Raw genomic sequence first — 23698 nt, 5'->3', positions numbered from 1 at the left:
CTCGGGCTCGGGCTGATCCGCCAGGGCATGGCGCTGCCGGTGCTGGTCCTGGCGGTCCTTTGCGCCGGCATCGGGCTGGTGTTGCCGATGCCGACCCAGGTGCTGCGGCTGGTGCTGGTGCTGGGCGGCGGCGTGATCGCGCTGCGTGCCGCCATGACGGTGGCCACCGGCCGATCCAAGCTGTCCCAGGCCGACCGCGACCGCCGCATGGACCGCGTCGCCGCCCGCGTCCAGCATGCCAGCCGCTACATCGGCCCGGTCGCCGTCGCCATCGCCGTCGTGCTGCCGATGACGCCGCTGGCCGACCGCATGCTGCTGGACATCGGCATCCTGCTGCTGACCTACATCATGCTGGGCTGGGGCCTGAACATCGTGGTGGGCCTGGCCGGCCTGCTCGACCTCGGCTATGTCGCCTTCTACGCCGTCGGCGCCTATTCCTACGCCCTGCTCGCCCATTATTTCGGGCTGAGCTTCTGGCTCTGCCTGCCGCTGGCGGGGGTGCTCGCGGCCTGCTCGGGCGTGCTGCTGGGCTTCCCCGTCCTGCGGCTGCGCGGCGATTACTTCGCCATCGTCACGCTGGGCTTCGGCGAGATCATCCGCATCATCCTGGTCAACTGGTACCAGTTCACCGGCGGCCCCAACGGCATCTCCGGCATCCCGCGGCCGAGCTTCTTCGGCATCGCCGAGTTCTCGCGCACGCCCGCCGACGGCATGGCCGCCTTCCACGAGATGTTCGGGCTGGAATTCTCGCCGCTGCACCGCATCGTCTTCCTCTATTACCTGATCCTGGCCCTGGCGCTGGTGGTCAACGTCTTCACGCTGCGGGTGCGCAAGCTGCCGCTGGGCCGGGCGTGGGAGGCGCTGCGCGAGGACGACATCGCCTGCGCGTCGCTCGGCATCAACCGCACCAACATGAAGCTGGCGGCCTTCGCCATCGCCGCGATGTTCGGCGGCTTCGCCGGCTCCTTCTTCGCCACCCGCCAGGGCTTCATCAGCCCGGAGAGCTTCACCTTCATCGAGTCGGCGATCATCCTGGCCATCGTCGTGCTGGGCGGCATGGGCAGCCAGATCGGCGTCGTGGTGGCGACGCTGCTGGTGATCGGTTTGCCCGAGGCGTTCCGCGAGCTGGCCGACTACCGCATGCTGGCGTTCGGCGCCGGCATGGTGGTGATCATGCTGTGGCGTCCGCGCGGCCTGCTGGCCCACCGCGACCCGACCATCCTCCTGCATGGCGGCAAGACGCCCGCCGCGACGGGAGCCGCGAAATGAGCGCCGCGATGACTGAAAAGCCCCTGTTGACGGCCCCCCTGCTGACGGTCGAGCACCTGACCATGCGCTTCGGCGGCCTGGTGGCGAACAACGACGTGTCGTTCGAGGCGCGGGCGGGCGAGATCACCGCGCTGATCGGCCCGAACGGCGCCGGCAAGACGACGCTGTTCAACTGCGTCACCGGCTTCTACACGCCGACCGTGGGGCGGCTGTGCCTGCGCCACCCGGAAGGCAGGGAGTTCCTGCTGGAGCGGATGCCGGGCTACCGCATCGCCCAACTGGCGGGGGTGGCGCGCACCTTCCAGAACATCCGGCTGTTCGGCGGGATGAGCGTGCTGGAGAACCTGATCGTCGCCCAGCACAACAAGCTGATGCGGGCGTCGAGCTTCGCCATCGGCGGGCTGCTCGGGCTGCCGTCCTACCGCCGGGCCGAGCATGAGGCGGTGGAGCTGGCGAAATACTGGCTGGAGCGGGTGCGGCTGACCGAGTTCGCCGACTGGGAGGCCGGCAACCTGCCCTATGGCGCCCAGCGGCGTCTGGAGATCGCGCGCGCCATGTGCACCGAGCCGGTGCTCTTGTGCCTGGACGAGCCGGCGGCCGGGCTGAACCCGCGCGAGTCGGGGGAGCTGGCCGAGATCCTGACCTTCATCCGCGACGTCCGCACGCCGCAGGGGCACCGGACCGGCGTTCTGCTGATCGAGCATGACATGAGCGTGGTGATGCGGATTTCCGACCATGTTGTGGTTCTGGATTATGGCCGGAAGATTTCCGACGGCGATCCGGAGCATGTGAAGAACGACCCTGCGGTGATCCGCGCCTATCTGGGCGAGGACGAGGACGAGGCGTTGCCGCCGGAGGTGGCGGCCGACCTGCACCTGCCGCCCACCGCGGGCCAGACCAGCGCGCAGAAGGGAGCCTGAGCCATGCTGAAGGTATCGGGCGTGCACACCTTCTACGGCGCGATCGAGGCGCTGAAGGGGATCGACATCGAGATCGGCGCCGGCGAGATCGTGTCGCTGATCGGGGCCAACGGGGCCGGCAAGTCGACGCTGCTGATGACGATCTGCGGCAGCCCGCGGGCACGCCAGGGCCGGGTGTTCTTCGAGGGCGAGGACATCACCGACCTGCCCACCCACGAGATCGTGCGGCGCGGCATCGCGCAAAGCCCGGAGGGGCGGCGCATCTTCCCGCGGATGACGGTGCTGGAGAATCTGCAGATGGGCTCGATCGTGGCCCAGCCCGGCAGTTTCGAGCGCGAGCTTGAGCGGGTTCTGACGCTGTTCCCGCGTCTGAAGGAGCGGATCAACCAGCGGGCCGGCACGATGTCGGGCGGCGAGCAGCAGATGCTGGCGATCGGGCGGGCGCTGATGAGCCAGCCGCGGCTTCTGCTGCTGGACGAGCCGAGCCTGGGTCTGGCGCCGCTGATCGTGAAGCAGATCTTCCAGGTGATCAAGGAGATCAACCGGGAGCAGAAGATGACGGTGTTCATGGTGGAGCAGAACGCGTTCCACGCGCTGAAGCTGGCGCACCGGGCCTATGTGATGGTGACGGGGAAGATCACGATGACGGGGACGGGGGCGCAGCTTCTGGCCGACCCGGAGGTGCGCGCCGCCTATCTGGAAGGGGGGCATTGAGATGGAGACGATCCTGGGGTCATCGGTTCCGGTGTTCGTGTTCCTGACGGTGCTGGTGTTCGGCGGCTGCGGGGTGCTGACCGGCCAGACGCTGGCGGAGGGCTGGAAGCCGGTGTCGAGCGTGCTTGCCTATTCGCTGCTGCTGGGGGCGGGCGACCGTTTCCTGGCCTGGGGCCTGTTCGGCGAGCAGCTGCTGGCACCATGGGGCTTCATCGTCCATACGCTGGTGATCGGGCTGATCACGCTGACCGCACACCGCATCGCCATCGCCCGGCGCATGGTCAACCAGTATCCATGGTTGTATGAGCCCGCCGGGCCCTTCGCCTGGAGGGAGCGCCAGCCCGCCCGCGGCTGAGGCATTGCCGGCAGGCTGCGGCCATTCAGGCACAGCCTGCCGACATCTCGGAAAGTCGAAGAGCGGATATTTTGGCGTCCGCACATTTATTGGTTAAGAAAACCTCTCCATTCTACACTTGCTAAGTGCTGCACAAGACTTTGGACCGAGGCACATCGCTTTCCCCCATTCCAAAAGTCAGAGACGAGCGGCGTGGCGGCCTGAGCCGTCCCCTGTTACGATAAGAAAAATACAACCGATTCTTTACGAAAAACAGAATGAACGCCGGTCCTGCCGGCGGCGCAGCGCCATGCCGCGACATCGCGGCCGAGCGGCGGTGCGGGCTATCCGCAGGGGCATCCGCAAGGGAAGGGCAACAGCATGGCAGCGGACAAGACGGCCGTCTCCCGGCCGCGTCGGTTCTGGAGCGTCGGGCGCAAGGTGACGGCCGCCTTCGTCGCGGCCATCGTCGGCGGTTTCATCGTCATCATGGGGCTTCAGGCCAAGATGCAGTATGACGATGCGGTGCGGCTCGCCACGCACGACGCCCGCGTCAAGACCGACATGCTGGCCAACGCCACCAAGACCAGCTTCGTCGCCGGCGACGGCGCCTCCATCGAGACGGAGTTCATGCCGCTGGCCGCCAGCAACGAGGTACAGTTGGTGTCGCTGCGCGCCGCCACCGCCTCGGACAGGCTCGCCGACTTCACCAACCCGCGCTTCGCCCAGTACGACCTGAAGGCCGACCAGGATCTGGTCGAGGCGGTCCTGGCCGGCAAGGGCGCGCAGACCCGCTCGGCCAAGGGGCACATCGTGGTGACGGTGCCGGTGCTCAACGGCAGGAGCAACCGCCTGGTCGGCGCGCTCCAGATCGCCTGGAGCCTGGACCAGCAGGTCGAGGCCATCGCCACCCAGATGCGCAACCAGATCGCCATCTGCCTGATCGCGCTGGTGGTGCAGATCGCGCTGCTGAACCTGCTGCTCGGCCGCATCGTCATCCGCCCGCTGCGCGCCATGTCGGTGGCGATGGCAGGGCTGGCGGGCGGCGACACCGCGGTCGAGGTGCCCGGCACCGGCCGTTCCGACGAGATCGGCGCCATGGCCGGCTCGGTCACCGTCTTCCGCGACAATGCCCGCGCCATCGAGCGCATGCACGCCGCCCAGGCGGAGGCCGATGCCAAGGCCGAACAGGCCAAGCGGGCGGCCCTGCTCGACCTCGCCGACCGCTTCCAGGGCACGGTCAAGCGGCTGGTGGAGGGCATCGCCGACAGCGCAGCCGGCATGGCCGACAGTTCCGACCGCATGGCCGCCGTGGTTGGCGAGGCGTCGAGCCAGACCCGCAACGTCGCCCGCGAATCCGACGACATCCAGGCCAACGTCCGCTCCGCCGCGGCGGCGGCCACCGAACTGGCCAGTTCCATCGGCGGCATCTCCGATCAGGTCGGCCATTCCGCCCGCATCGCCGGAGAGGCGGTGTCCCACGCCGACCGCACCAACGCCACCGTCCAGGGGCTGATCGCCAACGCCGAGCGTATCGGACAGGTGGTCGGGCTGATCCACGCCATCGCCAAGCAGACCAACCTGCTGGCGCTGAACGCCACCATCGAGGCGGCGCGCGCCGGCGAGGCCGGCAAGGGCTTCGCCGTGGTGGCGACCGAGGTGAAGGGGCTGGCCGACCAGACCGCCAAGGCCACCGACGAGATCGCCACCCAGGTCAACGCCATGCAGTCGGTCACCCGCGAGGCGGCAAGCGCCATCGGCGCCATCGGTGCGACCATCACCGAGATCGACGGGATTTCCGGCGCCATCACCCAGTCGGTCCAGGAGCAGAACGCCGCCACGCAGGAGATCGCGCGGGCGGTGGAGATGGCGGCGCGCGGAACCCAGGACGTGTCGGCGACCATCGCGACGCTGGCCAACACGGCGGAGAGCGCCGGTGGCACGGCGCTCGGTGTCCAGGAGGCCGCCCGCGGCCTGTCCGGCCAGACCCGTGCGCTGGCCGCCGAGGTCGACCGCTTCCTGACCGAGGTGCGGCAGCAGGCGACGGGAGGCTGAAAGCCGACGTGGATGCATAAATTGGTTGGGAGTTGGCGGCATCGGGGGGCCGGGTAGAGACAGCTCCGCTGTCGGCGAGACCCCGATGCCGTACAAGGCCAACGATCCCCGCCGCCCCAGGATCCCCAAGGCGCGCCACCGCGGTGGTGAGCGACACCGGCGCGACCGCCACCCGCCCAGAAGCCCGAAGCCCGAAGCCCGAAGCCCGAACCGCCTGCACCCTCATCGACCGGATGACCAGCCTCGGCATGCCAGCTTCCCGGAATCTCGTCTGACGACCAGGGTCGCAGGCCGTGGGCCTGGCCGCCTCCAGAATTGTGCACCGACATCAGGCTCCATGCTCGATGCCGTCAAAGAATGAATCGTGCGAGAAACCTCTGGTGCTCATGCCTCTCGGTCGGAGACGCCGTCGGCGATACGGCAGCCGGCACCGACACACTCTTTCAGAGAGCGGAATGGCCGGATTTATGTCTTGAAGGTTATGTCGTTATCATGACAAGATCCCCATAGCGTGCATTCTACTGGAAATGGAGACCCGTTCCCATGGAATTCATCCTGGAAAGTCTCGCGAAGATACCCGGTGGCGTGGCGCGTCTTTCAAACTTAGCTTCCGGACTCAGGCTCGACCATATTCCTCCCTCGGCGTTGCGCAAACTCCTGGCGGAAACCGCCAAGGCCGGTGCTGGCCCCGGAGCGATGTCATGTCACTTGGTTTATGGCCGTTTACGCGACTGCATCGTTCGCTTGGAACAGGAGTTGTCTTTCCAGCGGCCGACCCCGCCGGTGTGCGAATCCGGCTGCGCGATCGTCCTGCCTCTCGGCATTTTCAACGGCGAAGCACGCTTCCAGCTTTTCAAGCGCGACTATCTCGACCGGGCCCGCGACCTCGGCCTTTTGCCGAGAACACTGGAATCCCCCTACGATCTCGATATGCTTTTAAGTTATCTCAGGCAGGGTTTCCAAGATGGCATGCCCGAGAATGGCGGGTTGGGCAACCCTGCATTGGGGATCGTCACGTTTCTGACACCGCTTGACGATACGTGGGCAGAGTTGACGAAGCACCGCATCACCACGCTCTCGCCTCTCGATTCGATGCCGGCCGGATGCGATGTCGGGAAGATATTGGATGAATTGGGCCTTCCTTATCAGGATACCAACGGCTGGTTGATAGAATTGCGGACGTCGTTGCCACTGAATGAGATAGTGAACCATTCCGGGAAACGGGGACGATGCGCTGCACCGACTGTAATCGAGTCCATCGAACACGATTACTTCCGGCATTGGCCGAATCGTACCGACGATGACCGGTATGGGCGAACCCTGCATTTCCAGACACTGCGCGGCGGTTTGCCCGATGGCGCGGGGCGCCCGGAGATCATCGTCGATCATATTCCCGGCTCCGTCCTCGCCAGCGGTTTCGAAGTTTCGATCCTGGGACGAATTCCCGGACGCCAAATTCCTCCTCCCTCCACCGTGGCGACGCATCTGGTCGGCCGCCAGGACCCATATGATCTGATCAAGGAAATCTGCGCGAGATTGTAGGCCGCTTTGGGGGAACCATGAGCAGAGAGCTTGCGAAAGGCAGCGGCAACGCCCCGGATGAACTGGATGCCTCTCCGCCTTATGGCGTCGCCGGATACGAGACATGGCTGCGCCGCGGCCTGGACGCGTATTGCCACCCCAGCAGCACGATCGGAACGCGCGACGTCGCCTTCGCGCCCCTGATCGTCAACAGCAACTCCTTTGAAGGTCTGGCCCCGCAACTCATCCGCTACGCAAGCGGCTTTCCCGCCGGTAACGAGTATTTGCGGGAGGCCGCCGGCTTTGCGCTGGGAGCCTGGAACGGTGAAACCGAGCATGCCCCGCTTGTGCTGGCGGAACTCCTCAAGCTGCTGCGCCGCCTTCCCCACCACAGCCATGTTCCCTACCTGCGCCGCCTGCTGTGTTCATCCGCATTGATGGCACGCTGTCAGGGGACATCGCTGCCCAGGGAAGCGTTCGATGCGGTTGCTGGCCTGTTGCAGTTTCCGGCCGGAGAACGGCTTTTTCGCGATCTGCGGATGCAGGCAAATTTCTGGAACGTCCACTATGTTCCGCGCTGGCTGGAGGAGATGGTTCGGGCCAATCACCTGACTTGGCTGGAGGGGCTGCTCCTTGTCGGTGAGGAGTTGGAGCGCGCCTATCCGGACGGCACTGCACTGAGGCCGTTGATCGGCCGGCTGGCAGCCAACGCCGGTCCGCTCGATCGCGTGCTGAGCGATCTCGCCAGAGCCGGCCATCTCGGCGAGTGGCTGAAGGCTCAGCTTTTCGGCAGGAGCGGCGCGCCTTTCAGACTGATCGAACTGCCGGATCCTGTGACGGGCCGGGGCACGGTGCTGGCCCTGATCCGCGGTGCGGAGCGTCTGGTGTTCGATGAAAGTGCCGAGGGGCCGGAAGCCTATGAACACCTCTTCCAGCTGTGTGGATGGATACAGTGCTTCCCATCGGAGTCCTACCCGCGCCCGGGCCGGCAGACCGCGCACGGCGACAGTCAGGATATACGGGATAAATTCAATGATTCCATAACGAATTGGCAATCTCGCAAGCTCTCAATGGGAGCGCCTGCATCGTCCGGCACCATACCCGTTCCGGGGCGGGCGGCATCAATCAAAGGGTACTTGCAATGAACCGGGATCATTCCTCCGCCCATTCACGCAGCAATACCCACTCTCTTCTGAGCCGCTATTGCGAGGCGGTCGTCAAGCTGCGTCAGGCTGCGGCCTGGAACAGCTTCGACGAGGAGCGTCGCCGCGGTGGAACCCGCATCGTGCCGATGGTGGACGCCGACGTGGTTCGGCTTTTCATGGCTCCCGGAGCAGAACTCCGTTACATCGACCCTTTCAATCAGGCCGACATGCAGGATGCCGAAGTATCGGATGCGCAGGGTGGCGGCGTCGTCCGCAACCGGCACGGCGCTTGGCCGGAGGAGACCTGGAACGGTCCGCTTACCCTGTTCGCCACCATCACAGCCGAATATCTGTTTCTCAATCGCGAAATCATCGTCGGTGGCAAAAGCGTTTCCAACTGGAGGGAACCGCTGCGCATCGCTCCTTCGCATTTTGAGGATGTACAGACGATGCTGCATCAGGTCCAGTTGAAGATACAGAATACTCCTGATCTGGTCTTGAAGGAGTTGGACGACTTCGCACTGGAAAAGATCGACGACGCCCATCGCCAGGCACTCGAGCGGCATGAGGATCCCATCCGTTCAGTGGTCGATGCCCTGCCCGGCGCCTTGCGTCAACTGTTCCTGGGACCAGTGCGCGAAGCCATGCGCTGGCTGCGGCTGGTAGAAAACAATCAGCTTCTGTCCATGGAAGGACTGAACGAAGGCACGCGAACGGTTATTGAGCCCGATTCCACTTCAGTAAGCTCCTGGCGATCGCGGTTGCGCAGGGAGTTGAACACCTCTTTGCCGGCCTGGCTCGACGCGAGCAGCAAGATCAGAAGAAAAGAACGGCTGGAGGAACGCGCCTCTCGCGACGCCAAGGCCCTGGTTGGAGTGATGGCGCTGAACGAAGCGGGTCTGTCGCCATCCGCGGACGACCCGCCGTGGAGAGTGATTCTGGTCACCGGCGACGATCACCTGCATCGTGTCTACGCACGCTGGTTTTGGAGCGGTGAGAATTCAAATAAGGATCTCGACCATTATGTGTTGCGCCGTCCTTTGCAATTCTCACCGGTGTTGAATTTGCGCAGCATGAGCGACGATCCGGAAGCGGGCGGGATTTTCGACAATCTCGTCAAGGCGCTGGACGTGACCATCGACCTTATCTTTGGGCGTGAAACGTCCGATACCGCCATTTTCAGACTTGAAAACAAATGGGATCGTGCGCAGCAGGAGGCAGGGCGGCAGCAAACGGCCAACGACACCACCATGAAAACGCAGATCGATCGCTGTTCTCACCATTGGCTGGAAGCGATCAATCTGATCAATGCGAGAAATCATGCCTATTTCTCGCAGGAATTCACGGATATTCTGAGGAAGCTCCATAGTATTCTCGATGAGGCAGATGCAAAGACGTCGATTCTGGAATGGACGTCCCGGTGCGTCGATGCTCTGGACAGCGAACATCTGCGCATGTCGCTGTGGGAAACGATCTCGCGGATCGAGAAGCTGGACAGGCCGCAGCGCATGCCGGTCCAAATTTGCTGTGATTTCAGCAATCTTTTGGGAAAGGACTATACCCTTGTCCAGCTTCTGACCGGTTCGGCTGCGATCAACGCGGACCGCCGCGAGATTCTCGAAAAGATCGGCCGCCGGGTTAGCGAAGAGTTGACTCCTGAGGGAATTTTCCTGATGGCTGTTCTCAGCGCCGGTGGCGGGGCCTTCGGATTGGCCCGCCATCACATACGGATGGCGCAAAGGCGAGCGAAAAAGCCACCTTCTGTATCCAAATCTCTGGAGATGGAACTGACCTATTTCGACGCGCTGATCGACCGCTTTACCTTGGACAAAGGAGCGGAAGAACAGATGCGGCGTGCAAGAAAATCACTGGCGGATCTATATCTGCGAGCCAAGCAGGCTCCTATATCCGCAAGGGCATTCCTGCAAGCGCGGGCATTGTCCGAACAAGCCGCCCTGGTTATCGATTGGTATATCTTCGCGCCCGCCCTCCGCTGCGAATATCTGACGGAGGCCAGAAAACGGCTGAAGGAAGCGGAACAACACTTGTCGTTTCTGATGCGGTCCGATGCCCGGCCGGAAGAGCGCGAGCTTGCGACACAGATCGTCGTGAACACCATGTGCGTGCAGGTGCTCGGCAAAATCTGCGGTGAACCGGTGGACAGCATCTCTCTGGCGCGAGCGCGCGACTCTTTCGGGATGATCCATGGCGTGATGCATGGGGAACTGGATTATATTTCCGAATTGTGGAAGCTGGCGGCAGATTGGCTGCTTCAAGGTGGCGATGACAAATGCCGACTGGTTTTCACGCATTGCGAGAAAGTGCTCAATGGCAACATCGACCCGCCTCTCATCGACAGTGATCGGGTTTGTCTTGAACTGGTGCAGCAGTTCGCTGAAGGCGGCGGAACCCTCACGGTCGCCGACTGCCGGACGGGCCAGTGATCGCCATTTCTTGAATGAGGCTTGTTTATAGAAGTTATGTGCTGAATGCCTGCGAGGCAGGCCGAACCGCCGGCGGTCTCCTCATCTTCCGCGGGCATCGCGGGGATCTGGTGAAGATCATCTGGCATGACGACCAGGGCGCGAGTTGGTGGAGACCTGCTATCTGCCGACCGCCGAGCTTCTGGTCGCCGTGGACGGGCGGGATGTCCCGCATGGCTTCCTGGGGGCTTCCGGCGGCCACATCGACACGCTCTTCGTCCATGCCGGCAGCAGCGGCGGCGGACTTGGCCGCAGGCTCGTCGACCATGTCCGCCAGGGCCGGGACGAGGTCACGGTGGACGTGAACGAGCGGAACGAGGCCGGCCGGGGCTTCTACGAATGCCTCCGCTTCGCGGTGTACGGCCGTTCGGAAACCGACGGCGATGGCAGGCCCTACCCGCTGCTCCGCTTGCGATGGAGACGCGCCGACCCCGCAGGTGCTGTTCCGTTCGGGCCACGCGCGGGATTCTCACCCGCTGGCCGCCACCTCCCGCGTCAGGACGACCGGCGAGGCGTTGGGCGGCCACAGCAGCGCTGAGTCGACGCCCATCCACCGGCAAAGCACCGGCCAGGTTCCGGCATGCGCGACGATCATCGGCGGGCCGCCGTCCGTGGGCGCCGGCAGCCCGTCGAGCGCCGCCGTGACGCGGGCGCGGAAGCCGGTCAGGCTTTCGCCGTTCGGCACCTCCTCCCGCAGCAGGTCGGCCGGGATGGCGCCGCCTTCGAGATCGCCCCAGCGCCGTTCCTCCAGACCCGCCACCGGCACGACCGGAACGCCGAGCGCCCCGGCCAGGATGCCCGCCGTCTCCAGCGCCCGGCGCTGCGGGCTGCTGTAGATCACCGGAACCGCCCACCCCGCCTGCCGTCCCGCCTGCCGCCCCTCTGCGACCAGCGTCGCGGCGGCCTCCCGCGCCTGCACCCGGCCCCGTGCGGTCAGCGACACGTCGCGCGATCCGGCGAGCCAGCCGCCGAGGTTGCTCTCCGTCTCGCCATGGCGGCAGAAGATGACGGCGCTCAGCATGACAGCCGCCCCGGCAGGTCGGCGAAGCCGCCGAGGATGCCGTCATGCGGCAGGCCGTCGAGCGGAACGCGGGCGTAGCCGTAGGGCACCATCAGCACCAGCGCCACCCCGGCGGCGCGGGATGCCGCCACGTCATGCTCGTTGTCGCCGACGAAGGCGGCCTCGCCGGGCGGAACCCCCAGCCGTTCCAGCAATCCCAGCACCGGTTCCGGCGAGGGCTTGCGGGTCGGGTAGCTGTCGCCGCCGACCACGGCGGCGAAGCGGCCGGCGATGCCGAGATCGTCCAGCAGCCGCGTCGTCGCCGCCATCGGCTTGTTGGTGCAGACGCCGAGCCGCAGCCCGGCCTCCGCCAGTCTGCCCAGCGTTTCGGCGACGCCGGGATAGAGCGCGCTGTGGGCGCTGGGATCGGCCTCGTAGATCGCCAGGAAGCGCCGGAGGCAGCGGGCCTCCTCCTCCGGGGCCGGAACTCCGCCGCTGGCGGCCAGCACGCGCTCCACCAGCTTGGGCGCGCCGTCGCCGATGAAGGAGCGCACAGCCGGCAGATCGACCGGCGGCCGCCCCAGCTCGGCGAGCAGGGCGTTGGAGGCGTGCATCAGGTCGGCGGCGCTGTCCACCAGCGTGCCGTCGAGGTCGAAGGCGACGGCGCGGATCGGGCGGCGGTTCACGGCGGTCACGGGATCGGTCACGGTGGCGGCACCTTACTGGCGGAGGAAGCGGGCCTTGTCGGCCGCGAGGTCGAGGACGATCGGGGCGTCGGGGGCGAGCGGAGCATCGCCCGCCTGATGCGGCGCGTCCACCTGCACCAGTTGCCCGCCGACATCCACCGCGTAGCGGATGGAGGCGCCGAGGAACTCCCGGTGCCGGATGGTCCCCGTGAGCCGGGCATGGCTGGGGGCCGGCGGCCCGCCGTCCGGGCGGATGATCAGGTTCTGCGGGCGGAACATCAGCTTGCCGGCGGCGCCCGGCTCGACCGCCGGCGGCAGCGCCACCGGGCTGGCCCCGTCGCCGACGAAGACGCTGCCCCCGCCGCCATCGCCCCGCACGGTACCGTCGAGCACGTTGGCGGTGCCGAGGAAGCCGGCCACGAACAGGTTGGCCGGGTGGTCGTAGAGATCCTGCGGGGTGCCGACCTGCTGCACCTTGCCGTCCTCCATCACCGCGATGCGGTCGCAGATGGTGTTGGCCTCCTCCTGGTCGTGGGTGACGAAGATGGTGGTCAGGCCGAGCTTGCGCTGGAGGCTCAGCAGCTCCTGGCGCATCTGCACGCGCAGCTTGGCGTCGAGGTTCGACAGCGGCTCGTCGAGCAGCAGCACCTTCGGCTCGATCACGATGGTGCGGGCCAGCGCGACGCGCTGCTGCTGGCCGCCCGACAGTTGCGACGGCCGGCGGTCGGCCAGATGCTTCAGCCCGACCAGATCGAGCGCGGCGTCCACCCGGCGCTCGGTCTCGGCGCGGGGAACGCGTCGCTCCTCCAGCCCGAAGGCGACGTTGCGGCGCACGGTCATGTGCGGCCACAGCGCATAGCTCTGGAACACCATGCCGACGTCGCGCCGGTGCGGCGGCAGGGTGGAGATGTCGCGCCCGCCGATCCGGACCTCGCCGCGCTGGGCGGTGTTGAAGCCGGCGATCAGCCGCAGGAGCGTGGTCTTGCCGCAGCCCGACGGCCCGAGGAAGGCGAAGAATTCTCCGGGCCGGATGGCGAGGTTCACGTCCTTGAGCACATGGTTGCTGCCGTAGGACAGGTCGACACCCTCGATGTCGACGCCGACGCTCTGGAGTTGGGCGGCGAGCGCGGCCGGGGAAAACTGGTGGTTCATGATGGGAATCCCCTCAGCGGACATTTTCAGTGCTCTTGGCCGCGGTCGCGTCGGCCGCGCTCGATGACGACGTGCGACAGGTAGGTGCCCAGCCCGACGATGATGACGGCGAAGATGCCCAGCGCCGCGCCCGGCCCGCGCCCGGCCGCCGACTGCATGTAGACGTAGAGGCCGTAGGCCAGCGGCGCGTCGCTCTGCGAATGCACCAGCATGATGGTCGCCGACAGCTCGACCGCCGCGGTGGCGAAGCTGGTGACGAAGCCGGCCAGGATGCCGCCCGACATCAGCGGCACGACGATGCGCCCGACCGTCCGCAGCTTGGTGGCGCCCAGGTTCTCGGCCGCCTCCTCCAGCGAGGAGCTGACCTGCTGCAGGGCCGCGGTGCAGGCGCGCAGCGCGTAGGGCAGCCGGCGGATCGCCAGCGCGAAGACCAGGATCAGCCAGAAGTTCGACAAAGGCTGGCCGGTGAAGGGCATCGGCACGCCGTAGAAGCTGCGCAGGTAGCCGATGCCCAGCACGACGCCCGGCACCGCCAGCGCCGCCATCGCGATGTAGTCCAGCCATTGCCGGCCCGGCAGCTTGGTGCGCAGCACCAGATAGGCGATGGCCGTGCCGATCACCACGTCGAGCAGCGCCGCCAGCGAGGCGTAGAGCAGGGTGTTGGTGATGTACTGCCCGCTCTCGGTGAAGACGGTGTGGTAGTGCTTCAGCGTGACGGCGTCGGGAAGCGGGCTGAACGACCAGATGGTGGCGAAGGACAGCAGACCCAGCCCGACATGCGGCGCCAGCACCAGCAGCAGGATCAGCAGCACCACCCCGTAGGCCGCCACCATCTCCAGCGGCTTCAGGCGCCGCTTGGCCAGGCCGCCGCCGCCGCGCTGCACCGTCGCATAGTCCTTGCCGCGCATCGCCAGCGCCGAGACCCACAGCGCCAGCAGCGAGCAGGCGATCAGCACCACCGAGATGACGTAGCCCATCGGGTCGGCGATGCCGATCGAGGAAATGCGCAGGTAGGCCTGGGGCGCCAGCATGTCGTTGACGTTCAGCAGCAGCGGCGTGCCGAGGTCGTCGAACACCTTGATGAAGACCAGCGAGGCGCCGGCGACGTAGCCCGGCATCGCCAGCGGGAAGACGATGCGGCGGAACAGCCGGAAGCCGTGGCAACCGAGATTCTGCGCCGATTCCTCCATCGCCCGGTCGATGTTCTTCAGGCTGGCCGACAGGTTGATCAGGATGAAGGGGAAGTAATGGATGCTCTGGACGAAGATGACGCCGTTCAGCCCCTCCATGAAGGGGATCGAAAAGCCGAAATGGTCGCGCAGCAGCAGGTTGACCGAGCCGTTGCGCCCGAACAGCAGCTGCATCGCAACCGCGCCGATGAAGGGCGGCATGATCAGCGGGATGATGCCCAGGCTCTGGATCAGCACCGCGCCGCGGAACTCGAAGCGCATGGTCAGGTAGGCGAGCGGCAGGGCCAGCAGGCTCGCCACCACCACCGACATCGCCGAGACGTAGACCGAATTGGCGAAGGACCGCATGAACAGGTCGTTGCGGAAGAAGTCGGCGAAGTTCACCAGGGTGAAGGCACCGGTCGTCTTGTCCTGGAAGGCGACGAAGATGACCTGGACCACCGGAACGACCAGGAACAGCAACAGGAAGGCGGCGATCAGCAGCGCGGCCAGCGCCGGCCCCGGCCGCACGCGCGCGATGCGGTCGCGCGTGAGCGCAAGTGACGTCATGGAAAGGCCCGTGGACTGGGGGAGATATGGAGGGGACGCCCGCAGGACGCCCCCCGAAATCCGGAGCAACCGGCGTCAGCGCGCCAGGGCCAGCGCCTCGTCGGCCTTCCTGCGGGCGGCGGCGTAGTTCTCCTTGGCGAAGGCGGCCCATTTCTGCTCGACCTGCGCCTGGCGCTCCGGCACCGTGTCCTTGGCCGACTTGCGCTCCACCGTGAAGGCGCCGGCCAGCTGCGGGTCGGCGGCCTGCTCCGCCGTGACCGGCATGGCGGCGACAAGGTCGCGCGCCTCGGCCAGCAGGGCCTTGGCCTTGTCGTTCGGCGTCTTGGCCAGCGCCGCGTCGGCCTTGTGGATGGCCTGGGTCGCTGCCTTCAACTCGTCGAGCTGGAAGGTGATGAGCTGGTCGAACAGCGCGTCCACCACATTGTAGCGGGCCTGCGAGACGTTCACGTCGAAGTTCACCTGGGCGCCCAGCGAGCTGTCCTTGAACGGGTTGGGGTAGCCGGCGGGCGCCTTCTCGTAGGTGACCGGGTTGACCGGCAGGCGGCGGATCGCCGGATCCAGCAGGACCTCCTGCCCCTTGGGCGACAGCAGGAAATCGACGAAGCCCTCGGCGGCGGCCTTGTTGGGGGCGTTCTTCACCACGCCGACGTTGGCCGGCACGATGGTGGTGATGGTGGGATAGGCGAACTCCACCGGGAAGCCCGACGCCTGCGACGACAGGGCGAAGAAGTCGATGACGATGCCGATGCCGAAGGCGCCCGAGTTCACCCCGTCCGGAACGCCGAAGCTGCGCTCGGTGATGGTGCGGTAATTGCCGGCCATCTCCTTGTTGGTGCGCCAGCCCTTCTCCCAGCCCTCGCCCTGGAGGATCGTCTCGATGGTCAGATGCGTCGTGCCGGAGCGCGACGGGGCCGAGATCGCGACGTGGTCGTGATAGACCGGCTTGGTCAGGTCGGCCCATTCCTTGGGAACCGGCAGGTCGTTGGCCTTCATGTAGCGGGTGTTCCACATGATGCCGTAACCCGAGGCGGCGAAGCCGGAATAGAAGCCGCCCGGATCGTTGACCGGATAGGCGCCGACGATGTCCGGGATGCCCTTGACCTGCGGCTTGTAGGGCTGGAGGAGCCCGGCGCCCTTCAGCACCTCGAAGGCGTCGGGGGCCGAGGCCCAGAACAGGTCGGTTCCGTTGTTCGACGCGGTTTCCTGGAGATACTTCACGCCCGCGTTGGTGTTGCGGTTCAGGATCTCGACCGTGACCTTGGGGTTGGCCTTCTGGAAGGCCTGCTGGAAGGCGGTCGTCATGTCCTTGGGAAAGGAGGTGACGATGACCAGCTTGCCGCTGACGTCCTGGGCGAAGGCGGCGGTGCCGGACAGCAGCAGGACGGCCAGGGCGGCCGCGGCGTTGCGCAGGGTGCTCGTGGCGGTGCGCGTGGTGCGAAGCATGGGTGTTGTCCTCCCCTGATGTTTTATGCTCGCTCCTTCAGCAATCTGTGTGCCAGATGATCAGCCCTTGTGCGGCCGGGCTTCGCGCGGCGTCGATGGGTCAGGACGGGAACATCGGCGGGGACGGCCGGGTAACGCGGGGAACACACCAGCGTTCGACGCCTTCCCACAACCAGAAGCTTTCAGCTTCCAGATACCCCCTCTTTGCCAGGCTAGCCCCCCACCTAACCTCCCCCGCTCCCGCGGGGGAGGGACTGCCGCCGCTCTTGCGAGTCAGCACTTGCTCCCTCCCCCGCCCAGCGGGGGAGGGTTGGGGTGGGGGCAACCGCTGGGGTCACTCGTCCGTGAAATCGTCCCGGCTCAGGCCGTGGTGGCGCATCTTCAGGTACAGGGTCTTGCGGGTGATCCCCAGCCGCTCCGCCGTCTCGCCGACCCGGCCGCCGCAGCGGGCGAGTGCGTCCTCGATCAGCTGCTTCTCGATGCGGTCGATCTGGCCGGCCAGCGGCTCGATCTCCGCGGTCGCCGTGACCATGCAGGCCGCGGGGGCGAGACCGTCGCCCAGCCCAAGCGCCACCCGCTCGGCGACGTTGCGCAGTTCGCGCACGTTGCCGGGCCAGCCATGGGCGGCGAGGCGGGCCAGCGTGCCGGCGTCGGGTGGCGGGACCGTCCGGCGCGACCGGGCGGCGGCGGCGTCCAGGAAATGGCGGAACAGCAGGGCCACGTCCTCGCGCCGCTCCCGCAAGGGGGGAAGGGGGACGGTGACGACGTTGAGGCGGTAATAGAGATCCTCGCGGAACCTCCCCTCCGCCGCCAGCCGCAGCAGATCCACCTTGGTCGCCGCCACCACCCGCAAATCCAGCGGGATCGTCCGGTTGGCGCCGATGCGCTCGATCGCCCGCTCCTGCAGCACGCGCAGCAGCTTGACCTGGAGATGCATCGGCATGCTCTCGATCTCGTCGAGGAACAGGGTGCCGCCGGCCGCATATTCCAGCTTGCCGATGCGCCGTCCCTGCGCGCCGGTGAAGGCGCCCGGCTCGTGGCCGAACAGCTCGCTCTCGATGATGGTGTCGGGCATGGCGCCGCAGTTCAGCGCCACGAAGTTGCCGGCACGCCGCCGCCCGCCCTCGTGCAGGCTGCGCGCGACCAGCTCCTTCCCGGTGCCGGTCTCGCCGAACAGCAGGATGTCGACCTCGGCATCGGCGAGGGTCGCCACGCTGGCGCGCAGGCGCTCCACCGCCGGGGACCGCCCGATGATCCTCCCCTCCGCCCCGCCTTCCGCCAACTGCGCCCGCAGACGCCGGTTCTCCAGCACCAGCCCGCGATGGGCGAGCGCGCGCCGCACCACCTCGACCAGATGGTCGGGTTCTGCCGGCTTCTCGATGAAGTCGTAGGCGCCCTCGCGGACCGCGCGCATCGCCATGGCGATGTCGCCGTGCCCGGTGACCAGCACCACCGGCACCTCCGCGTCCACGGCGCGCACCCGCTCCAACAGGGCGAAGCCGTCCATCCCCGGCATGCGCACGTCGGTCACCACCACGCCGGGCCAAGTGGGCCCGAGCCGGGCCAGCCCAGCCTCCGGATCCGTCACCGCCCGGACCGCGAAGCCCTCCAGCTCCAGCGTCTGGCGGCTGGAATCGAGCACTTCCGCATCGTCGTCGATCAGCAGGACGGTCATGGGCGGGACTTTCAGGCGCGGGTCAGGGTGAGGACGAAGGCGGTTCCGCCGGGGCCGCTCTCGGCCACCGACAGCACGCCGCCGAAGTCGCGGACGATGTTGTACGAGATCGACAGGCCGAGCCCCAGCCCCGTCCCCACCGGCTTTGTCGTGAAGAAGGGATCGAAGACCTGCCCGACCGGTTCGGCCGCGATGCCGGGACCGCTGTCGCGCACCTCGATGCGGACGGCGCCGGCCTCCTCCCCCTCCACCGCCCCCTGCCCTGTCTCCACGACCCCGACACGGATCAGGATGCGGCGGACCGGCGCCCCGGCCACGGCATCCAGCGCATTGCTCAACAGGTTGACCAGCACCTGCTCCAACCGCACCTCCTCGGCGCGGACCCGCAGGGGGCCGCCGGAATCGGGATCGGAATCGCGCAGCGCCAGCTCGACCGCGACCGCCTCCTCGCGCAGGCGGTTGCCGAACAGGGAGAGCGCCCCCTGGATCACCGGGCCCAGCTCCACCGCGCCCAGCCGGCTGTCGGGGCGCCGCGCGAAGCGCTTCAGGTGGTTGGTGATGTTGGCCATGCGGGCCGTCAGGTCGGCGATCTTGCCCAGATTGCCGTCCGCCTCCTCCACCCGGCCCAGCCCGATCAGCTTGCGGCCGTTGTGGGCATAGGAGCGGATGGCGGCGAGCGGCTGGTTCAGCTCGTGCCCGACACCGGCGGCGAGCTGGCCGAGCGCCGCCAGCTTGCCGGCCTGCACCAGTTCGGCCTGCGCCTCGCGCAGCTCGCGTTCGGTGCGCTGGTGCTCGGCGATGGCCCGCTCCAGCCGGTCGTTGGTGGTCCGGAGGTCGGTGGTGCGCTCCCGAACCGTGCGTTCCAGGATGTGCTCGGCTTCCAGGCGCTCGGTCATATCGGTCAGCGTGACGATGAAGCGCTGCTGCTGCCGGTGCCAGAAGGGGCGGACGCCGACCTGCACCGGCACCGCCCCGCCGTCCGGGCGCCGCCCGCTGGCCAGGATGGACAGGGCGGGCGTGGCGCCTTCGGAGCCGGCGGACATCTGGATGGGCGCCTGGACGGCGAAGAAGGCCGCGACGCGGGCCGCACCCTCCGCGTCCAGCCGGTCGGCGAGGCGGGCGGCAAGACGGGCCGCGCCGCCCTCCCCCCCGGCCCGGCCGGCGGGCGGCGGCGCGATCAGGGCGGCGGCGAGCGGGTTGACGAACTCGATCACGCCTTCGCCGTCGGTGATCGCCAGCCCGGCCTGTGCGTTGTCGATGATCGCCTGGGCGTTCGCCTCCTCCACCGCGATAGCGGTGTCGCGGAAGACCAGCAACGCCGCCGCCATCTCCGACAGCTCGTCGCGCCCGCCCAGCGGAATGTCGGCCTTGAGATCCCCGGCGGCGATGGCGCGGGCCGCGTCGCCCAGCCGGGTCAGGCGGGAGATCAGGTTGCGGTTGACGTAGAGCCACGCCACCAGCACCGCCACCAGCAGGCTGACCGCCGCGCTCGCCAGCAATGCCGAGCGGCCGAAGGCGATGGCCTGGGCGGAGCGCGCCGCGGCAGCGCGGGAATCGCTCTCCACCGCCTGGACCTGCCGGACGATCAGCCCGTTCAGCCGCGCCACGATGTCGCGGTTCTCGGCCAGCAGGGCCTGCCCGCGGGCGGCGGTGTCCAGCTCCTCGCGGCGCAGCGCCGGCACGCTGCCGTCGGCCCCGCGCGCGAGGTCGAGAAGCCGGGTCACCAACTGCCCCAGCGACACGCCGTCCGCCCAGTCGGCCAGCGCCGCGAGGTCGCGTTGCAGCCGGTCGGCGGTCTCGTCGAGGAATCCGGCGTTGTCGTCCAGCAGCTCGGGGGTGGCGAGCGTCGCCGCCCGCGCGATCAGCCCGACCGCGAGGTTGCCGTTGGCGCCGATCTGCAGCACCGCCTCGCTGCGCCGGTTCTCCTCGCGCAGGGTGCGGACGGCGCCGACGGACGGCTTCCCGCCCTCGACCGACGCCAGCGCGCTCTGGATGTTGAAACGCGCGTCGGCCACCAGCGGGTCGATCTCGTCGAGGAAGTCGGCGTGCAGCCAACGCAGCCGCTCGATGGCCTCCTGGTTGCGGCGGGCGAGCGCCAGCCGGTGGCGCACCGTGCCGTCCAGCTCCGACAGGTTACGGCCGAGCGCGTCCACCACCGGGCGCAGGCCGGGAGCGCCGCCCTCGATCGCGTCCGTCAGCGCCCGCAGCGCGGTCAGGCGGCGGCTGAGCGCGTCGCGGATCGCATCCATCTCGGCCTCGGTCCGGCTGCCGGCCAGGATTGGGGCGGTGGCGATGATCGCGCCACCCTCCTCCGCCAGCCGGGCGGCGAGCCCGAGCGCCGGCAGGTGGCTTTCCGCGAACTCGTCCAGTGTGCCGCCCAGCCGGTCGTAGGACAGCCAGCCGAGCGCGCAGGCCACCACCGACAGCACCGCCACCGCGACGAAGGCGAGGAACAGGCGGACCCGGATGCCGAAGCGCACCGCTCCACCCTCCGGCACGGCCGGCGCCACCGGAGCGCTCATGGCCAGACCCCCTCGCCGGCCGCCACGCGCAGGATCACCAGCGCGCGTTCGGCCGCCGACAGCGCCGCGTCCAGCCGGGCCTTGGAGAAGGCTCGCCATTCGGCCTCCAGCTCCTCCTGTCGGGCCGAGACCGGCATGCCGCGCGCCGGCCGCCGCAGCGCCGCGGAGAAGGCCGGGTCGACGGCCTGGGCGGCGCCGACCGGAACCGCGGTGGCGGACGCGCGGGCGGCATGCAGCAGGTCGCGCGCCACCGGGTCGGGAATGGCGGCCAGCCGGTTCTCCCCTTCGTGGATCAACTGCCAGACGCGGTTGAGGGTCTTCACCCGGAAGGTGATCAACTCGTCGAACAGCAGGTTGACCAGCTCGTAGCGGCGGCTGGACAGGGCGCGGTCGAAGAGGAAGCGGTCGTCGCCGGTTTCCCGCCGGTAGGGGTTGGGGTAGCCGGCGGGGGCAGCGGCGTAGGCGTCGGGCCTCACCGGCAGGCGTCCGATGTCGGGACGCAGCATCAGCGCCTGCCCGGCCGGCGACAGCAGATAATCGACGAAGACCTCGGCCCCCGCCGGGTCGGGGGCGTCGCGCAGGATCGCCACGCTGGCCGGCAGGAACACGCTGTCGGCCGGATAGGCGAAGCGCAGGCCGCCGGCATCCGGCGGCTTTCCGCCCGGTGCCGTGCCCTCGCCCGCCCCTTGCCCCGCCCCTTGCCCCAGGAAGTCGATGGCCAGCCCGATGCCGAAGCGGCCCTTGGCGACCCCCTCCACCACGCCATAGCTGCGCGCCGTCACCGTGGCGAGGTTGCCGGCGATTTCCAGCCACGTCGCCCAGCCGCGCTCCCAGCCATGGAGCTGCAACACCGTCTCCACCATCAGATGCATGGTGCCGGACCGCGACGGCGCCGTGATGCCCAGGTGGCGGGCATAGCCGGGCCGGCGCAGATCCCCCCAGCCGCGCGGGGCGGCCAGCCCATGGCGGTCGAGATAGGGCTGATCCCAGACCAGCCCGTAGCCGGACAGCGCGAAGCCGAGATAGGTGCCGTCCGGATCGTCGACCGGCTGGTTGCCGACAGTCGCCGGAGCGCCGGTCGGCCGCGATGCGACGGGCGCCAGCAGCCCCGCCGCCTTCAGCACCTCGAAGGCATCCGGAGCGGACGCCCAGAAGACGTCGACATCCTCCCCCGTACGGTCCTGCAGCCGGGTGATGGCTGCTGTGGTCTTGGTGTTGACGACGCGGAGGCGCCGGCCGGGATGCGCCTGTTCGAACGCCTCCCGCACCGGCTCAAAGAAGCTGGCCGGAAAGGAGGTGAGGACGGTGACGGCCGCGGGCGTTTCCTGGTCGGCGGATGCCGGCACGGACGGCAGCAGCACCGCCGCAACAACCATCACCCCAAGCAGCCATCCGCAGCTAGGCCGGATGCTCGACCCCAAGCCCGCAACAGCGCTCCCTCGCCCGCCCCATCGCCCGCCCCATCGCCCGCCCATGCCATCCCGCCGACAGCGATTCCCGAGCGGACAAACTCCCCACACTTGGCGCCGGCTGTCCAGAGACTATGGACAGACTGCTGTCGAAGCCTGCTTCGGACCCGCGGACTCCCTGCTCAGAGACGCACGGCGGGGCTGGAGAACCGCTCGGCGGTCGAATGGCCGACGGCGTTCAGCGCCACGGCTGTGCCGAGCGCGATCACCGCCGCGGCGGCGAAGCCCAGAATCATGGCCTTCATCCTGTCCCTCCCGAACCTTATCCGACCGAAATCCCGGTCGGCATGCCAATCGATGGCCCATAAGAGCAAAGCGGCGGCGCCGGCGCAATCCGCGCTTTCCCGCAGCCGGCGCGACCCCTTCAGATCGCGTCCGGGTCGACCACCGTCAGCGAGATCACGTCGGAATCGATCAGCACCTTGCCCGCATGCTCGAAATTCACGGTGATGCGGTTGCGGATCGCCGACTGCACCTGACCCAGGCCCCAGTCGGGCCGGGTCGGGTGGCGCACCCAGGCGCCCGGCACCAGCGAATCGTCCATGCGGCAGCCCCACCCTTCATGCCGTTTTACATAGGAAACGCGACCGCCTGTGCGGCGCCGCCCGGACAGTATAGAATCGTCGGCACCGCGCCGTCGCCGTTCCTTTTTCCCCGGAGACCGTCTCGTGACCGATACGCCCGCCCATCCCGTCAGCGTCGACATCCGCGTCCTGGAACTGCTGGCGTCCAAGCTCTGCCACGATCTGGTCAGCCCGGTCGGCGCCATCCGCAACGGCCTGGAACTGATCGAGGAGATGCAGGAGGACGAGGACGGCGATGGCGGTGCCGCGGCCATCGGCGGCTTCCTGGGCGAGGCGGTGAAGCTGATCGACCATTCCTCCGGCCAGGCCGACCGCCGGCTGCGGGTGTTCCGGCTGGCCTACGGCCTTGGCGGACGCGACCAGAAGGGGTTCGGCGACGCCCGCGCCGCCGCCACCGGCTATGTCGAGGGCAGCCGTACCCGGCTCGACTGGCCGGAGCGCGTGCCGCACGACATGACCGCCCAGCGCCGCGGCGTGGTGAAGCTGCTGCTGAACCTGATCCTGCTGGCCGACGAGGCGCTGACCCATGGCGGCCTCGTCTCCGTCGCCGCCGAGGGCGGGGAGGAGCAGGGCCGCGTGACGGTGACCGCCGCCGGCCGCCCCGGTACGCTGAACCCGGAGGCCGCGGCGGCGCTGGCCGGCACGGCCGGCCCCGAGGCGCTGGGCCCCCGCACCATCCACGCCTATCTCACCGGCCGGCTGGCCGAAAGCGACGGCTTCCGCATCGCCGTCGCCACCGAGAGCAGCGAGCGGCTGGTCCTCACCGCGGAATGGTGAGCCGGTCTTGCGGCTGCTTCCTTACAGCTGCTTGTAGATCCGCGTCTCCACCACGACCTGCTCCACCCCGCCGGTGGTCTGGTGGGCGGTCGTGCGCAGGGTCACCGCCAGATTCCGCCTTGCGGCCTCCGCCAGCACGGTGTTGAGGCGCTCCACCGCGTCGCGCACGGTCCGGGCGAGTTCGTCGTCGGTCATCGGTCCTCCTGTGAC

General features: G+C 68.0%; 21 protein-coding genes. 10 read left to right on the top strand and 11 right to left on the bottom strand.

Going from position 1 to position 23698, the window contains the following annotated elements; all coding sequences use genetic code 11:
* Window positions 1-27 precede the first annotated feature (27 nt).
* From livM to AL072_RS36350, 9 genes are all read left to right on the top strand, one after another.
* Window positions 28-1269 carry a high-affinity branched-chain amino acid ABC transporter permease LivM gene (gene livM, locus AL072_RS24595; RefSeq protein ID WP_281178695.1) on the top strand — a complete coding sequence of 414 codons (1242 nt, stop codon included), beginning with the start codon at window positions 28-30 and terminating at the stop codon, window positions 1267-1269.
* Entirely contained in the window at window positions 1266-2189 is a 924-nt protein-coding gene (locus tag AL072_RS24590; protein WP_045583516.1) for an ABC transporter ATP-binding protein, read from the top strand. The genes livM and AL072_RS24590 overlap by 4 nt, the downstream gene beginning before the upstream one ends.
* 3 nt (window positions 2190-2192) lie before the next feature.
* Window positions 2193-2903: an ABC transporter ATP-binding protein gene (locus AL072_RS24585; RefSeq protein ID WP_045583517.1), complete on the top strand. Its 711-nt coding sequence runs from the start codon at window positions 2193-2195 to the stop codon at window positions 2901-2903.
* Between the two features lies 1 nt (window position 2904).
* The gene (locus tag AL072_RS24580; protein ID WP_045583518.1) at window positions 2905-3258 is read left to right on the top strand and encodes a DUF6867 family protein; all 354 of its coding nucleotides are present in this window, start codon (window positions 2905-2907) and stop codon (window positions 3256-3258) included.
* A gap of 360 nt (window positions 3259-3618) precedes the next feature.
* Window positions 3619-5292: a methyl-accepting chemotaxis protein gene (locus tag AL072_RS24575; protein ID WP_045583519.1), complete on the top strand. Its 1674-nt coding sequence runs from the start codon at window positions 3619-3621 to the stop codon at window positions 5290-5292.
* Window positions 5293-5835: 543 nt separating this feature from the next.
* The gene (locus tag AL072_RS24570) at window positions 5836-6834 is read left to right on the top strand and encodes a hypothetical protein (protein WP_144428371.1); all 999 of its coding nucleotides are present in this window, start codon (window positions 5836-5838) and stop codon (window positions 6832-6834) included.
* 17 nt (window positions 6835-6851) lie between these two features.
* Window positions 6852-7958: a hypothetical protein gene (locus AL072_RS24565; RefSeq protein ID WP_045583521.1), complete on the top strand. Its 1107-nt coding sequence runs from the start codon at window positions 6852-6854 to the stop codon at window positions 7956-7958.
* Window positions 7955-10402: a hypothetical protein gene (locus tag AL072_RS24560; RefSeq protein ID WP_144428370.1), complete on the top strand. Its 2448-nt coding sequence runs from the start codon at window positions 7955-7957 to the stop codon at window positions 10400-10402. The genes AL072_RS24565 and AL072_RS24560 overlap by 4 nt, the downstream gene beginning before the upstream one ends.
* 148 nt (window positions 10403-10550) lie before the next feature.
* Window positions 10551-10979 (top strand): GNAT family N-acetyltransferase, encoded by a 429-nt coding sequence (locus AL072_RS36350; protein ID WP_158511098.1) that lies wholly within the window; start codon window positions 10551-10553, stop codon window positions 10977-10979.
* On the opposite strand, the gene AL072_RS24555 is transcribed toward AL072_RS36350, so the two are convergent.
* From AL072_RS24555 to AL072_RS24515, 10 genes are all read right to left on the bottom strand, one after another.
* Window positions 10911-11462, bottom strand: coding sequence for a histidine phosphatase family protein (locus AL072_RS24555; RefSeq protein WP_052710158.1), 552 nt, complete (start codon window positions 11460-11462; stop codon window positions 10911-10913). The genes AL072_RS36350 and AL072_RS24555 overlap by 69 nt on opposite strands.
* Window positions 11456-12148 (bottom strand): phosphoglycolate phosphatase, encoded by a 693-nt coding sequence (gph, locus tag AL072_RS24550; protein WP_245636968.1) that lies wholly within the window; start codon window positions 12146-12148, stop codon window positions 11456-11458. The genes AL072_RS24555 and gph overlap by 7 nt, the downstream gene beginning before the upstream one ends.
* Before the next feature lie 12 nt (window positions 12149-12160).
* On the bottom strand, window positions 12161-13279 hold the full coding sequence (locus AL072_RS24545) for an ABC transporter ATP-binding protein (protein ID WP_045583940.1): 1119 nt from the start codon (window positions 13277-13279) through the stop codon (window positions 12161-12163).
* A gap of 26 nt (window positions 13280-13305) precedes the next feature.
* Window positions 13306-15018 carry an ABC transporter permease gene (locus AL072_RS24540; RefSeq protein WP_045583524.1) on the bottom strand — a complete coding sequence of 571 codons (1713 nt, stop codon included), beginning with the start codon at window positions 15016-15018 and terminating at the stop codon, window positions 13306-13308.
* Window positions 15019-15093: 75 nt separating this feature from the next.
* Entirely contained in the window at window positions 15094-16461 is a 1368-nt protein-coding gene (locus tag AL072_RS24535; RefSeq protein WP_045583525.1) for an ABC transporter substrate-binding protein, read from the bottom strand.
* Window positions 16462-16795: 334 nt separating this feature from the next.
* On the bottom strand, window positions 16796-18136 hold the full coding sequence (locus AL072_RS24530) for a sigma-54-dependent transcriptional regulator (RefSeq protein ID WP_045583526.1): 1341 nt from the start codon (window positions 18134-18136) through the stop codon (window positions 16796-16798).
* Between the two features lie 11 nt (window positions 18137-18147).
* Entirely contained in the window at window positions 18148-20658 is a 2511-nt protein-coding gene (locus AL072_RS24525; protein ID WP_060721744.1) for an ATP-binding protein, read from the bottom strand.
* Window positions 20655-22034, bottom strand: coding sequence for an ABC transporter substrate-binding protein (locus tag AL072_RS24520; protein WP_045583527.1), 1380 nt, complete (start codon window positions 22032-22034; stop codon window positions 20655-20657). The genes AL072_RS24525 and AL072_RS24520 overlap by 4 nt, the downstream gene beginning before the upstream one ends.
* Before the next feature lie 215 nt (window positions 22035-22249).
* Entirely contained in the window at window positions 22250-22372 is a 123-nt protein-coding gene (locus AL072_RS36040; RefSeq protein ID WP_281178693.1) for a hypothetical protein, read from the bottom strand.
* Between the two features lie 119 nt (window positions 22373-22491).
* The gene (locus AL072_RS24515) at window positions 22492-22671 is read right to left on the bottom strand and encodes a DUF3553 domain-containing protein (RefSeq protein WP_045583528.1); all 180 of its coding nucleotides are present in this window, start codon (window positions 22669-22671) and stop codon (window positions 22492-22494) included.
* 124 nt (window positions 22672-22795) lie between these two features.
* Between AL072_RS24515 and AL072_RS24510 the strand changes: the two genes are divergently transcribed.
* Window positions 22796-23488 (top strand): histidine phosphotransferase family protein, encoded by a 693-nt coding sequence (locus tag AL072_RS24510; protein WP_045583529.1) that lies wholly within the window; start codon window positions 22796-22798, stop codon window positions 23486-23488.
* A 21-nt stretch (window positions 23489-23509) separates the two neighbouring features.
* Here AL072_RS24510 and AL072_RS35255 read toward each other — a convergent pair whose 3' ends face one another.
* A complete protein-coding gene (locus AL072_RS35255) occupies window positions 23510-23683 on the bottom strand; it encodes a hypothetical protein (protein ID WP_167543404.1) in 174 nt (57 codons plus the stop codon).
* Window positions 23684-23698 lie beyond the last annotated feature (15 nt).

The organism is Azospirillum thiophilum (assembly GCF_001305595.1).
GTDB classification, from domain to species: domain Bacteria; phylum Pseudomonadota; class Alphaproteobacteria; order Azospirillales; family Azospirillaceae; genus Azospirillum; species Azospirillum thiophilum.
This window is presented reverse-complemented; position numbering and strand designations above follow the sequence as displayed.